The organism is Neobacillus sp. NPDC058068 (assembly GCF_042885335.1).
Lineage (GTDB): Bacteria > Bacillota > Bacilli > Bacillales > Cytobacillaceae > Neobacillus.
The window spans coordinates 32,823-47,187 of the sequence record NZ_JBHVSI010000023.1 but is presented as its reverse complement, the minus strand read 5'-3'; the positions used below and the strand labels follow the sequence as shown (position 1 = coordinate 47,187).

Annotated in this window: 9 protein-coding genes and 2 pseudogenes; 8 read left to right on the top strand and 3 right to left on the bottom strand. The window is 37.0% G+C overall.

What is annotated here, in order from left to right; translation table 11 throughout:
• Positions 1 to 27: 27 nt before the first annotated feature.
• Positions 28 to 1,014 carry an acyltransferase family protein gene (locus ACFVSW_RS22865; protein WP_387318914.1) on the bottom strand — a complete coding sequence of 329 codons (987 nt, stop codon included), beginning with the start codon at positions 1,012 to 1,014 and terminating at the stop codon, positions 28 to 30.
• A 580-nt stretch (positions 1,015 to 1,594) separates the two neighbouring features.
• Between ACFVSW_RS22865 and ACFVSW_RS22860 the strand changes: the two genes are divergently transcribed.
• Complete coding sequence (locus ACFVSW_RS22860) at positions 1,595 to 1,780, top strand: DUF4177 domain-containing protein (RefSeq protein WP_387318913.1); 186 nt, start codon at positions 1,595 to 1,597, stop codon at positions 1,778 to 1,780.
• A gap of 286 nt (positions 1,781 to 2,066) precedes the next feature.
• On the opposite strand, the gene ACFVSW_RS22855 is transcribed toward ACFVSW_RS22860, so the two are convergent.
• Complete coding sequence (locus tag ACFVSW_RS22855) at positions 2,067 to 2,699, bottom strand: flavodoxin family protein (RefSeq protein ID WP_387318912.1); 633 nt, start codon at positions 2,697 to 2,699, stop codon at positions 2,067 to 2,069.
• A 731-nt stretch (positions 2,700 to 3,430) separates the two neighbouring features.
• Between ACFVSW_RS22855 and ACFVSW_RS22850 the strand changes: the two are divergent.
• From ACFVSW_RS22850 to ACFVSW_RS22840, 3 genes and pseudogenes are all read left to right on the top strand, one after another.
• Positions 3,431 to 3,739, top strand: a pseudogene (locus ACFVSW_RS22850) (cytochrome c oxidase subunit II); the annotation flags it as partial.
• Positions 3,740 to 4,102: 363 nt separating this feature from the next.
• Entirely contained in the window at positions 4,103 to 4,339 is a 237-nt protein-coding gene (locus ACFVSW_RS22845; protein ID WP_387318911.1) for a hypothetical protein, read from the top strand.
• A gap of 63 nt (positions 4,340 to 4,402) precedes the next feature.
• Positions 4,403 to 6,649 carry a transglycosylase domain-containing protein gene (locus ACFVSW_RS22840; protein ID WP_387318910.1) on the top strand — a complete coding sequence of 749 codons (2,247 nt, stop codon included), beginning with the start codon at positions 4,403 to 4,405 and terminating at the stop codon, positions 6,647 to 6,649.
• A 372-nt stretch (positions 6,650 to 7,021) separates the two neighbouring features.
• Here ACFVSW_RS22840 and ACFVSW_RS22835 read toward each other — a convergent pair whose 3' ends face one another.
• Complete coding sequence (locus ACFVSW_RS22835; protein WP_387318909.1) at positions 7,022 to 7,288, bottom strand: heterocycloanthracin/sonorensin family bacteriocin; 267 nt, start codon at positions 7,286 to 7,288, stop codon at positions 7,022 to 7,024.
• A gap of 1,065 nt (positions 7,289 to 8,353) precedes the next feature.
• On the opposite strand from ACFVSW_RS22835, the pseudogene ACFVSW_RS22830 reads away from it, so the two are divergent.
• From ACFVSW_RS22830 to ACFVSW_RS22815, 4 genes and pseudogenes are all read left to right on the top strand, one after another.
• Positions 8,354 to 10,411, top strand: a pseudogene (locus ACFVSW_RS22830) (pectate lyase family protein); the annotation flags it as partial.
• A complete protein-coding gene (locus ACFVSW_RS22825) occupies positions 10,400 to 11,176 on the top strand; it encodes an OmpL47-type beta-barrel domain-containing protein (protein WP_387318954.1) in 777 nt (258 codons plus the stop codon). The pseudogene ACFVSW_RS22830 and the gene ACFVSW_RS22825, both read left to right, overlap by 12 nt.
• Before the next feature lie 1,091 nt (positions 11,177 to 12,267).
• Positions 12,268 to 12,762 carry an LURP-one-related/scramblase family protein gene (locus ACFVSW_RS22820; protein ID WP_387318908.1) on the top strand — a complete coding sequence of 165 codons (495 nt, stop codon included), beginning with the start codon at positions 12,268 to 12,270 and terminating at the stop codon, positions 12,760 to 12,762.
• 380 nt (positions 12,763 to 13,142) lie between these two features.
• Complete coding sequence (locus ACFVSW_RS22815) at positions 13,143 to 14,342, top strand: MFS transporter (protein ID WP_387318907.1); 1,200 nt, start codon at positions 13,143 to 13,145, stop codon at positions 14,340 to 14,342.
• Positions 14,343 to 14,365 lie beyond the last annotated feature (23 nt).

Here is a 14,365-nt window from a genome sequence, read left to right as displayed (position 1 = left end):
TTAGAGTTCCCCACTCTCTCTTTCCAGTTAAATTCTCAATTCAATCAATGGACGAGTATATTTTTGGATGAAATAATTACCTAATAATAAACAAAGGCCTAAAGAAAAAACAATTAGGGTTAAGTATTGATTAGATAATCCATCTAATGTATCGTCAGAGACGATTGCTTGGATCGATTTAATAATAAATCCGTGTAAGAGATACACATATAAGGTCCGTTGACCAATTATCGTCATTTTAAATCCATTTGACGGGACAATGGCCAAAAACCCGTAAATAACTATTACTGTTACAAAATATTGGGATGCACGAATGAAACCATCCGTCAATCCCTTCATACCTAAATCAGCATATGGAGTATTACCAAGCAGCCATGGTATGGCATCCTTTGTAAAGAATGTTCCAAATATCAAAATTGTAATAAGGAGAACTGCATATCCAATGAATGTTGAATATTTTACTTTCTTAACCCATTTTAAATGCTTGGAATCTAATAAGAATCCTAATAGAAAATAGGGGAAAAATACAAAAGTTCTTGATAATGATAAATAACTACCCACATGATCGAAGTAACCAATTCCAATGCCAACTACAACTGCTATAATTAATCCAACCCATTTTAGCCTTGCAAATACATGAAGGAGAATATTCCAACAGAACAGGCTCAATAAAAACCATAAGGTCCAGTGTGGCTGTAAAAGGTCAATTTTAAGTGTAGATTCTTCTCCGACCAAATAATAAAAAATTGAATAGACTATTTGAAAAATGATGTATGGTAATAAAATCTTCTTTACGGTTTTTAAGAAATAACCTTTCTTATGAAATCCCTTTGAAAAATATCCAGAAATAAGTATGAAGGCTGGCATATGGAAAAGGAATACGACGGAATATAGAGTGAAAAGAATGTTATTGTTATCTTTTAAAGGACTGATAACATGACCGAAAACGACTAAAAATATCAAAATGAATTTTGCGTTGTCAAAGTAAAGACTCCTTTTTTTAGAGGAATCCATAAGATTGAACACCTCCAAAAAATTCTTAATCCTTGTTTTTTAAATCTTAAAAAAATCATATATGAGTATAACTCTTTCCTACCACCTTACAAGGAACAAAAAATTCTTATAGTGGATTTATGTGGAAAAGAATACTAACTTCATCTTTAAACTCCCTTTTAAACCTTACTAAATATATGTTACTAAAATATGAAATTAAGGTTAAAAAACCTTAATAAATAATTTGGAGAGAAGATAAAGAAGAAATAATATAAATTCTTGTCTTAGAATTAATTTTATGTATGTTTCTACTTAAACAAACAGGGCTTGAGTTGAAGATGAGTTAACAAGGGCTAATTCCTCCTTTTAAATTATTCGGTTATACTTTGCTATACCCTGTTTTTACTGCTTAACACCATAAATAAACAGGGAAATTATAATCTATCTTAATACTGCATTACCCGTTTACAGTGCAAGGCGAGATTAGCCCATTTTCTGTTTAACTCTATTGAACAAACTTGGCAGTTTAGCATTATAAGAAGTTGAAACATTTCTTAGGGTAAACCGTATTAAAAATATGATGACTTGGAGGTGGAATTGTATGTATGAATATAAGTTTGTAGAAACATCTCTGGGGGGATTTTTTTCTTCTCCAAAACATAGAGAAACCATTAATACTTATGCATCTGAGGGTTGGAAATTAGTACAGGTCTTGCCATTGGAATATAATGGACACGGGAAACCTATGGCCTATGAGATAATATTTGAAAGGCTTATTCGAGACTAGTTTTATCTTTTTAAACTTTTTCTAATTCAAGTAACTGGTGCTTTACTTCAATAAGGAGTAAAGTCTTTTTCTTATTCAAGTAACTTAGCAGTTAGTTTAAGAACGTTTGATGATAAATTTAGAATATATATGGAAAATTTTTAAAAATAACTTTTATATTAACTTTATGAAACTAATAATAAGGTCGGATTTTTTCAAAAAAAGAAGCAATCCAATTCTATTTGAATCGGACTGCTAGTTTAGCATGTTATTTGAGTTTTAAATTCAAACTTTTCAAGCCACCTTACTATTGACTTTCAATCACATTTCCTTCTGCCGGAATCGGATACTCTTTCAGCAACCGGGCAAAATGCAGTAAATTGTAAGCGGTTATTTTTGCGTGTTGCATCGTAAAATCGTTCTCTCTCCCGTTTGCCTCAATAAAGGATGGACCAGGGCCCGCTTCCCCCACCCAATAGGTATCCACATTTGGAGGAATCGTAAACCCAATATGCGACAATGCGTAAATTAGGTAGCTTGAGACGTTTTTCGCACCGTCTTCATTCCCGGTCACAACCACTCCGCCCACTTTGTTATAGTAAATGTACTGGCCTTTTTCGTTCGTAAGGCTGCTTCCACCATACAATCTTTCTACAACCAAAGTGGCCAGGCTGCTCTGTTCGCCAAGCCAAATCGGCGAGCCAAGCAAAAGGATATCCGCCTGCTTCACTTTTTCAAAAATCTCTGGCCATTGATCCTTATCATTCACTGCCTCATGGGTAATTCCAAAGCCGATATTATAATCAGCCATCCTGAGCACTTCCGTCTCCGCTCTGTTTTCATCAAAAATTTTTACAATCTCGTTAATCAGCGCACGGGTATTGGATTGCTGCGTGCTGTCTTTCAAACTGCAATTTAAAACTAGCGCTTTAATGCTCATTGCTACATCTCCTTAGGTCATGGTAATAGTATTTCTTTACCCTGAGAATTTTTTATAAAACTAGAAATCCGGTTCGTTCGCGGTATAAAAGGCTGCTGCAACCGCATATGTAACGGGTGACAACAAACTATGAAAGTGCCAAGTTCACGCCCCCAATCGGTTACAAATCATACATTTAATTAACTTCTAAATAGATTACTAATACGAGATAAAACATACAATCCTGCAAAAAGGTTACTCGAACAAATCCGCAATAGTCTTAAATAATATCTCTTCTTGAACAAAAGGGGCAGAATAGTTTAAGTGTGCTATTAACAGTTGTTAATGAGGACACTCAACAAATGATTAAAATTGATTTTAAGCCTTATTTTAAACAGATTTTAAAAGAACATTTTACTCAGTAAGTACAAATTCTTATTAAGCTCTAACGGGTGCTAGAGTTGCTGCGGCGATCCCTTTGCTTCTTCAGCTAACTTAGCAGTTTAGTTGAAGAAAAATATGGTAAAATTAAGTTACCAAATGTATGAATTTGTAGGAGAAAACAAGATCAGATTATAATTCTAAACTACCGTTCAGTTGTGAAATTGAAACCATTGATAGCCTCGAACCAATCATTGAAGAATTTCTAGGTTTTCCTTATCACAATGGCTTTCCAGTTGAAGAGATTAGTGATGAAGTGAAGGGGTAGAAGAAGAAAGCAATAACCCCTTAAAAGTTTTGATCAGGACAGGTGGGAATTTTTATATCCAAATAAAGAGATTGTTACAAGTAATGAATTGGTTGTTCCTACAAATGAAAAGGTTTATTTCAACCTGATGCCTTCTGATTTTGGACATTCCTTCTGGATTCCTGCCGTTGGCGGAAAAATGGATACAAACACTGACAACGTCAATAAATTTTGGCTCGAATTTGATGAAAAAAAGGCTAATGAACCAGGTGGGATATTTTATGGTAGATGTGCTGAACATGGATCGGATATGGATTTTAATGTAAAAGCAATTCCACGAGCTGAATTTAATCAGTGGATTAACGAAATGAAAAAATAAATAATAAATAGAAAAAACTCAGGGTTTCTAAGTGCAACACAACTTCTGCAGAATTCAACAATCGGGCGCTTTTCTTTAGTAAGAAGGCGTCTTTTTGATATGCCCCTACACATAAAGAAATTAGATATTGTTAAGGTAAAAAAATTGTGAATATTTTCACTTAAACCATCGCGTGCAAGAGTTGAAGATCCATCCGTTCTTTTCTTATTGAGCTAACTAGAGAAATAAAACCCAGTATCCCTCATAAATTTAAGGTTTCATTCGAAAGTATATAAATAGTCTCAAGTAATATTAACATCCAACTCTAGCATTTGTAGAGGTTGATCAACGTTATGAGCTGTGAATAGGGGAGTTATTATGAAGGAATTTGTGGTTTGTTATACCTTAGAGGATGATATAAAACAAGAAAGAATATTGAAAGAGTCTGATATTAGTAAGGAAGAATTTATACAAGAATTAGTAGAAAAGATCGACAAGCAAAGATATATTCTTGCGAAATGTGACCAAGGGGATTATTGGATCAATCGTTCTTTAATACGTTATATACGAGTTCATGAAAAAAATTGTCCGAATATGGATTTTATCAAACGGTAATTATAGGTAAACGCGTACTATATTAAATCGACTTTGAGTAACTTAATATGGGAGAGAAGAACAATGTCAGAAGAAACCTATCAAACTCGTGAGGAACGAAAACAAGCCGAAAAAACAAGACAAAATAAACAAATTAAACAAAGAAGTAATGGAATATTGAAAAAAGGATCCTTGTTAAAAAAAGTGATCATAGTCTGTTTGGTGCTTGGACTTGCTTCAATAGGTGCAGGAGCCATTACATTCGCTTCAATGATTAAGGGTACACCTACCTTAGATTCTTCTAAACTTATGGATCCACTTTCGACAAAATTTTATGATAAAAACGGAAATTTCCTTTATGAATACGGGAAGGAAAAGCGGACAAAAATTTCGTATAATCAAGTGCCAAAAGTGTTGGAACAAGCGTTTATTGCCACGGAGGATTCCCATTTTTATGAACACCATGGAATCGACCTCAAGAGGACGGCAAAGGCCATATTCGTGAATGTAACCGGGGATTTCGGATCTCAGGGAGGAAGTACGATTACCCAGCAAGTCATAAAGAACTCATTTTTGACTCCAGAGAAGACGCTAAAGAGAAAAGTACAAGAATGGGACTTGGCGTATCAGTTGGAACAAAAGTATTCTAAACACGATATTTTAATAATGTATTTGAATAAAATTTATCTTGGACACCGCTCTTACGGGGTGGCTGCTGCAGCGAAGAATTACTATGGGCTTGAAGCCAATGATTTGAAAAAATTGACGCTGGCTCAGGCCGCGATGTTAGCCGGGTTGCCTCAGAGTCCGAATAATTACGATCCAACCAAACCGGAAAACAAAAAATCAGCAACCAAGCGCCGTCACATCGTCCTAAGTTCGATGCTTCGAGATGGCTATATCACAGAAAAACAAATGAAGGAAGCAGAAAAAGATCCTGTAACAGAGGGACTTGTGAAAAAAAACACACAGCAAAGTATGCCTTATGAAGCCTTTTTGGATGCTGCTGTGAAAGAGGTAAAGGGAAAACTGAAGGATATCGACATCAGCGAGGATGGATTATCGATTTATACTACCCTCGATCCAAAGGCACAGAATTTTGCAGACAACATGATGAATACCAATGAAATCATCGCCTATCCAGATGCGAATTTTCAAGGCGCATTCGTTTTCTTAGATACAAAAACAGGTCAAGTCAGGGCGATAGGAAGTGGTCGAAACGACTATAAAACGGGGTTCATGGGTCACAACTTTGCCGTTGATATCAAACGTCAACCAGGCTCATCCTTTAAGCCGATTTTTGATTACGGCCCTGCGATAGAAAATTTAAAATGGTCCACTGGTCATTTGATTAATGACCAAGAGACAACCTATTCAACTGGCCAGCCCATCTCTAACTGGGATCATCAATATCATGGAATGCTGACAATCCGATCAGCACTGCAAAACTCTTATAACATCCCAGCGCTGCTCACTATGCGAGAGGTTGGGATGGATAAGGCAAAGAAATTTGCAGAACAACTTGGCATAACTTTTAAAAATGACCAGGTATATGAATCCTATTCGATTGGAAGTAATACGGTTAGTCCTTTAGCCATGGCAGGAGCTTATAGTGCTTTTGGAAATAATGGGATCTACAATAAACCGCATTTTGTCCAAAAAGTTGTTTTTCCGGAGGGCACAGTCGTTGATTTTACAGGGGAATCAAAACGTGTTATGAATGATTATACTGCCTATATGGTAACGGATATGTTACGCACAGTCGTAAATGCGGGGACAGGAAAAACAGCAAATGTTCCTGGACTGGATGTTGCCGGGAAAACAGGTACAACGAATTTTGATTCAGAAACTAGAGCTAAATATGGATACCCAAGCTCAGCGACTAATGATAGCTGGTTCGCCGGGTATACACCACAATACACCATGGCTGTCTGGACTGGTTACGCCCAAAACGGCCAGGATAATTATATGAGTGGAAATACGACGAAAATCTCGCAATTAATGTTTAAAGCGATGATGGAAGCTTTCGGAACGAACACATCCAATTTTAAGCAACCAAACAGTGTTTACAGAGTGAATGATGAATTGTATATTCAAGGTGTTAGTGCGGCAGATGTTCCACCAAAACCTAAAAAAGAAGAAAAATCAGAGGAGGATAAAGGTGGAGAGAAACATCAACAAGAAGAATTGAAACATCCTTGGAAAGGCAATGGCAATGGGAAAGGCAATGGGAAAGGCAATGGGAACGGCAATGGGAAAGGCAATGGGAACGGCAATGGGAACGGCAATGGGAACGGCAATGGGAAAGGGAAAGGCAAACATAATCATTAAGGTGCCTTACACTCCTCGAATAGTGTCTAGCTTCTTTGAATCTTGTTAAGGGTCAGTTTCCCACAGTATAACGCGGTGGGAGACTGACCCCTTTTTAGGTGCCGGTCAGCGCCCGAAATTTGTCGATGCTATTTCCTTAGTTTAGCGAATAAAAATTCCTTTACGAATAAAGCTGTTGCAATAAATGAAATCAACAATAAAAGCACCTATTCGTGATTCAAGCCGTAAAGGCTGAAGCATATCCAGTGATAATACCTTGCAATAATCTTAATCTAATCAGTTCATAGACTTTTTGTGGTATTAGAAGGCGGATTTAATGGAATGGAGTAAATTTTTGCAAGTATTGCTATTATCTTTTTCCAGCTAAAACAACTAAATAAAACCGACACACGCCATGCCACCACACATCATGCCACCGCACATCATGCCGCCGCATCGCATACCACCGCACATCATGCCGCCGCATCGCATACCACCACACATCATGCCGCCGCATCGCATACCACCACACATCATTCCGCCGCACCGCATACCGCCAATTATTCTCGGATCCTGACTCTGAGGACCCATAGGAATTAACTGACCAACTTGGAAATTATCCATTCCAAAAGTTTGAAGTTCATTTTGAAAATTAAGCATTTTTACCTCCCCTGTTTATTTAATAATTAGGTTAAACTGACATCTAACAAGAGATTTGAAGGAAGGAATTTTGTCAGTTAAGTGTAATTAAGAAATACCACATGTACTCTCTTCAACAAAATATGCTTACTTTTAGGTGACTGTTACTGGTTTAAAAGCCTATTTTATGTTAAAAGCTTCATAAAATGTTGTGTCTGGAAGTAACGATGGGGATTAATTTTATTCAACTTGTTTTAATTCTCAACCAAAGACCTCTTTAAGGGAAAGATTTACTTTTGAAAAGGAAGGAACCCCGTTAACCTTATTCTTGTTAGGTACTAGAGGTGGACTACTATCCTTGTTTGTGTCACAATATTGTGAAGTATTACACTTAAACTATCGGGTGCTTTAGTAAAATAAGGTTTTGTTATTTTATATAACAATATAGATGCTAAAACGACTGTCATTTCGGTAAGTATTTTTAGAAAATCACCTCAAAACGGAACCCTTTAGGACGATTCTGATGGCTACTATTTTCAAATTGGCGAGATAATGGAAACCTCTCCGAACTGTATCAATAGCTAAGTAACATTTAAAATTTAAATATTTTTTTGACGGAAATCCTGAGGAAAAATAAGGGAAGCTGATCAACTTTATCATGCTTTCTTTTAATCCTAAATTTAAAATATTTCCTTTGGCTAGATTAATCTTTACTCCCACTGAACCTATAATCAAATATCATCGATGTGGGACAGAGCTATATTTAATCAAACGTTTGTTTAACTGACAAAAATTTTGGACGTTAATTTGAAATAATCCTATACCAGTGGGCTTTTCGGCGTATTTAATCAAACGTTTATTTAACTGACAAAATTTTTAGCTGCCAAAGGGGTTCATTCCTTTTACTGGAATTCCCTCCCACATTAGCATTTCTTTCGGAGTCACACCGTTTCCCCATGTGTATGTCAAATATAAAAAACTCAAACAATTTTCAAAAGATTTTGAATTATAATTGTAAGCGGTTTCAACTAAAATTAAAAAATGAAAGGAGAGTTTCATAAACTTTTTAACTTAGGAGGAATGTTAATAATGAGAGTGATTACAAAAGTATTTCGTCATTTTTTCTTGTATTCTTTTATTCTATCTTTAGTAATAGGAGGATTCGCAAATCAGACAGTACATGCTGCTAGTCTTTCTGTATCTGACAGTGGCGGCTGGTTTGAAACTGCATATGTAGAATGGTCACCTATTAGTAATGCGGAAGGGTATAAAGTATATGTTAAACCTACAGGCGGACCAGATTCTCAATATGCACAAATTGACGATGAATTAATTCGAAAATACGCTACATATTGGAGAGCTGATGCTTTGGGCCTTGCAGCTGGGGATTATGTCATGAAAGTTGAAGCGTTACTGTCAGATGGTTCAATAGTAAGCACTGTTTCAAATACACTTTCAGTAGTTGCACATGACAGATCCGGATTTGCTTTTGCAGCAAATTCTCAATATGGCACAGGTTCAGGTGCTTATCATGATGATGGAACACTTAAGGATGGTGCTCAAGTTATTTATGTAACATCTAAGAATGCCAAAACCGTAACCCTTGATGTGATCATCAATAGTAAGGGCGCTAAACAAACGGCTGTTGGTATCGGTGAAATTTTGAACTTGAGACAAAAAGGTTACGATACAACACCACTTGCAATCAGATTTATTGGAAAAGTTACAGCTGCTGACATGAGTGAACAACTTAACAGTAGCGGATATCTTCAAGTAAAAGGTAAATCAAATTATTCTGAAATGAATATTACATTAGAAGGTATCGGAGAAGATGCCTATGCCTATGGATGGGGTTTCCTGCTTCGATATGTTGGTAATGTAGAAGTAAGAAATCTAGGTGTAGCGTTATTCCCTGACGATGGCATTTCCCTGGATACAGGTAATGTGAATGTTTGGGTCCATAATAATGATATTTTCTATGGAACTGCAGGAGGAGATGCTGACCAGGCAAAAGGCGATGGTTCCACTGACCTTAAAAATGGATCAACGTATATTACACTATCTTACAATCACTACTGGGATTCCGGAAAATCTGCTCTAGTCGGTTTAAGTGATTCGGCAGAATTCTTTGTAACCTTCCACCATAACTGGTTTGATCATTCAGACTCTCGTCACCCGCGTATAAGAGTAGCGTCTGTACATGTATACAATAACTTCTTTGATGGAATCTCAAAATATGGCGTGGGTACTACAACAGGAAGCTCAGCCTTTGTAGAATCAAACTATTTTAGACATGCTAAATATCCAATGCTGAGTTCCTTACAAGGCACTGATGCTTTAGGAAAGGGTACATTCTCTGGTGAGGATGGAGGTATGATTAAAGCATACAATAATATTATTGATGAGGCTGCAAGTCTTATTTATGCGAATTCCGATAGAGGAACAGCTCCAGCTCATGCAACATCATTTGATGCATACTTAGCTTCGTCAAGAAGTGAAACTGTTCCAAGTTCATACAAAACATTAGTAGGTGGAACAACTTATAATAATTTTGATACAAGTATCGATTTGGGAGTAGACCCATCAATCATTGATGACGTAAGCCTTGTTGAAAAAATTGTAACGGCAGAAGCTGGACGCTTAAATAATGGAGACTTTACATGGGAATTTGATGACTCCGTTGATGACAAATCGGATAGCATTAATGAAGCACTAATGACTAAAATAAGAAATTACACCACCAACCTTGTTTCTGTAGGAGGTAGTTCAACAGAAACGCCAACAGATCCAACAGACCCATCAGATCCAACAATTGAAGGATATGTCCATAACTTTACTACGGATGGAAATGCAAGCGACTTTTTCACGATTGTAGGGAGCCTCTCAAAAAGTAAGGGAACCGTAGTGTATAATGGTTTAACCCTAACTCAAGCTTTGAAAATTGAAAGCTCAACCAGCATTAAGTTTACCACTATTAAAGATTCAAAATTAACTTTAGTGTTTAATACGGCAGATGGAGTAGGAATCAAGATAAATGGAACAAGTTATCCCATGACAGATGGCATTGTGACTGTTTCACTTGAGGCTGGCACGCATACTATTACAAAAGATGATGTGACAAATCTATTTTACATGGAACTAGAATTTGCAGGTGGTAATCAAACGCCTGATGTCACAGCTCCTGAAACAACGCATGACATTGTGGGAGAAGCACAAAACCATTGGTATAGCGGTCCAGTTACGGTGAACTTAAAAGCATCAGACAGTGAATCTGAGGTTGCTGCAACGTACTACTCAATCAATAACGGAGATGTACAAACTGGAACTTCGATTGACATTCTTGAAGAAGGTCAGCACGTAATCCATTACTGGAGTAAAGATGAATTTGGCAATGTTGAAGAAAAGAAGGAAGTTGGAATTAACATTGACCTAACAGCACCGGTCATTAACTTCTCTGTTGGGGATGGTGTAGTGTATGGTATTGATGAGGTTGTTACGATTTCTTGTAATGGAGAAGATGTGTTATCGGGTATTGCTACAAGTACTTGTAAAGAAATTTCAGAACCGGCATATCAGCTTGGAATCGGTGATCACACGTTCGAAGCAGAGGGCGTTGATGTTGCTGGAAATAAAACGACAGCATCTATTACAATCACTGTGACAGTAAACTTTGAGAGCCTAGCCGCATTAACAGAGTCTTTCTTAAATGATAATGGCAATGAGGAAAAAACTGTCTCTTATCTTTCTAAACTAGTTGCCGCAAAAGCAGCGGAAGAAAGAGGAAATACAAAAGTGAGAGATGGTCAGCTTCATGCATTTATGAACCATGTAAAGGCTCAGGCAAATAAACAAATTACAGAGGAACAGGCTGAATATTTAATCAGCTTTGCAGGAGAATTAATGAAATGAATTTCGGGGTCTGACCCCCACTCGGCTTTGATTTTAACCTATCCGCCCAAAATATTACTACTTGCCAGTTTTCGACATGCTTTTTAGCGGTTAGAAGGTTTAAATATAGCAATAATGCCCGCTTAAGCCACATTCAATCAAACGTTTATTTAACTGACAAAATTTTTACCAGCCAAAGCAGTTGAATCTCAAAATAGCGGGTTTCGTGACCAATTTAATCAAACGTTTGATTTGTTTTTCTGAAGGCGATTGTATCGAGAGGTGTCATTTCCTGAAGAGAGAAGGTAATCATGCTGGAATGGATTCAGACAATATCACAACTTTTGCTAATTTTTTTTCAAATTATAGCGGAAAATCGTTGATCTCACTGGCTTTCGCAGCAATTTAAATAAACGTTTGATTAAGTGACAAAATTTTTGTCCGCTAAACTGCAATAATCCCAATGTATCGCGGTTTCTAGCAAATTTAAATAAACGTTTGTATGGTTTAACCCATTGAGAAAATTGGTGAATGAATACAAACTTGAGGGTTATGCATTTTTTCCAACTAACATTTGATAATTACGGTGGTGCTGTCATCGCCCGGATTTTGTCGGGAAAAAAGGGTCAGTCCTCCGCTGCTTTAACGCATCGGGCGACTGACCCCATATTTTGATAAACTCTATGATAAAGTTGCTCTTCATGTCTACCCTCTAATCATCGGTATCAAATAACTTATAATAAACCACATTATTCCGAAAAAAATAATTAGATAAGCAGCATATTTTATAAAAGTAGAAGCTACCTTACTGGAATCGGACTTCCTTTCAGTCCTTTCGACTTCCTTATGTTCGTCCATTATTAACATCTCCTTTGTAAGAGTTTTTTACTTAATACCCTTCCGTAGGAAAAATAAACTTTAATATAGGTGCCAGTTACGACCCAAAATTTTTCGAAGATTGATAGTTCTTTAGACAGATGGAGAATCGTAAAATAAGGTTGAGGTTTTTAGGTGGGACTGCAATGGTGCCTCCTTGAAAGCCAATCTCATGGACCGGTCTATGTAAATCAATCTCATGGACCTTAAATATGTTGTATCGAAGGAGGCATAATATGAAGGAACTTTATATAAAGCAGAAGGTTTTCAGTCTAGGCGGCAAATTTACGGTAAAGGATCAGCAGGAGAAGGATGTTTATTACGTTGAGGGCAGTTTTATGCAAATTCCAAAGGCTTTCTCCATCATGAATTCAGCAAGAGATGAAGTTGCGCTCATTACGAAAAAGGTGTTCAGCTTTCTGCCGAAGTTTTTTGTTGAGGTGAATGGTCGAGAGGTGTTAACGATTAAGAAGGAGTTTTCTTTCTTTAAAGCACGCTATACGATTGATGCGGCAGGCATTGAAGTACAGGGTAATTGGTGGGATATGGATTTTCAGGTATTACAGTTTGGGAAAGTCGTCGGTAACGTGAGCAAGAAGTGGTTCACTTGGGGCGATAGCTACAAGGTTCAAATATTGAATGAAGAGATGGAAGCCATCATTATTGCGCTCGTTGTCGCAATTGATTGTGTGAAGGCTGACCACGCGGCTGCTTCTTCAGCAGCGACTTAACGTAGGGCGTCCAATAATATAGGTGCCTGTCCCGTCCCGGATTTTGTCGAAGATTGATTGGTTTTTAGGATAGTGTGCTGAAAAGAAACAGGATACCGGGCACTATCCCCGATAATGCGGGGGCTTTTAATTTAATAATTTTTGATCAAACCGGCGGATGTCTGTCGGTTTTTCATGTTCAATGCCCGGTATTTGATCCTAGCACTAGCCTTGTTCAGTAGCTTGTTAAGGTTCCTTTTTATAAGAAGATGTAGAAACAGTTCTCGACAAATATTTTTTAAAAAATAAGGGAAGAGTAAATTTGTCATGATTTAAAAAGCAATTTTCACGGATAAATCATCACTATCTTTAGAAATAGCCTTGAAAGGTCGTCTTATATGATGGGTAAAAAAAAAGTTAAACTATGGACAAACCAATATGTAATTATTATTTTATTGTCTTTAGTAATGTTCGCTTCTTTTTATATGATTACAGCAGGTTTCCCCATTTTCGTATCAACCATTAGTAATAATCCTGCGATTGCAGGAATCATGACCACGACCTTAATGTTAGCATCACTCATTACGCGCTTTTTTGCTAGTGTCATTATCCAAAAAGTTAATATGAAATTACTCCTCATTATTTCCCTCGTTTATTTTTTGGGTACGATCGGTCTTACTTTTATAAACGACTCCATCGGATTTTTAATATTCATTCGAGCACTACAAGGTATTGGGTTTAGTATGCTTACGATTTTAGTCTTTACGATATCAAGTAATATTGTTCCTAAATCTCGGTTAGGTGAGGGCATTGTTTTTTTCGCCATGTCTACAAGCGTTGGGACGACAATGGGGCCGCTAATCGCAATTTCTTATCTTGCGCATTTTTCATTCCGTTCCATGATGTTATTAACTCTCGGGCTTATGACTTTTTCATTAGTGTGCAGTTTTTTCACAAAAAATACGGTTAAAAAAGAAAAGGAGCGTCCACAGGCGACAAAAAAAGTACCTTTCTATAAGTACATGTTCGATAAGCGTGTCCTTCTTCCTTGTATTTTGGTAACGTTCAATTATATAACCATTGCAGGAACCGTCAACTTTATGGGGGCGTTTGGTAAAGAGATCCATGTTGGCGGAAGGATTTCACAGTTTTTTATCGCACAAGGGATTGCAATGGTAATATTTCGAGCATTCTCTGGTAAAATTTTCGATCGATTTGGTCACAGAATCCTTATTATTCCGGCGGCCATTTCAGGGGCTGTAGGTTTGATTCTTTTAGGCTTTTCTAAAAGTATGGTAATGGTTTGGGTTTCAGGGGCATTATTCGGAATTGCTTTTGCGATCATCCATCCCATTGTCCAAGCTTGGGCATTAACGCTTGTTCCACCTGAGAAAAAAGCAACAGCCAATTCGATGCTGCTTATTTTTATCGATTTTGGTTTGGCCATTGGATCAGTAGGTCTCGGGTTTTTAGCAAAGAGGGTTGGGTACGGCATGACTTTTAGTTATTCTGCAGCTTTTATGATTATTATTTTGTTATTGTATCTAATTGGGAGCAAGAAATTGGTAACAGTAGAAGCTAATAAGGAAAAACCAACTTGATCGAAATATACTAGCATACGAAC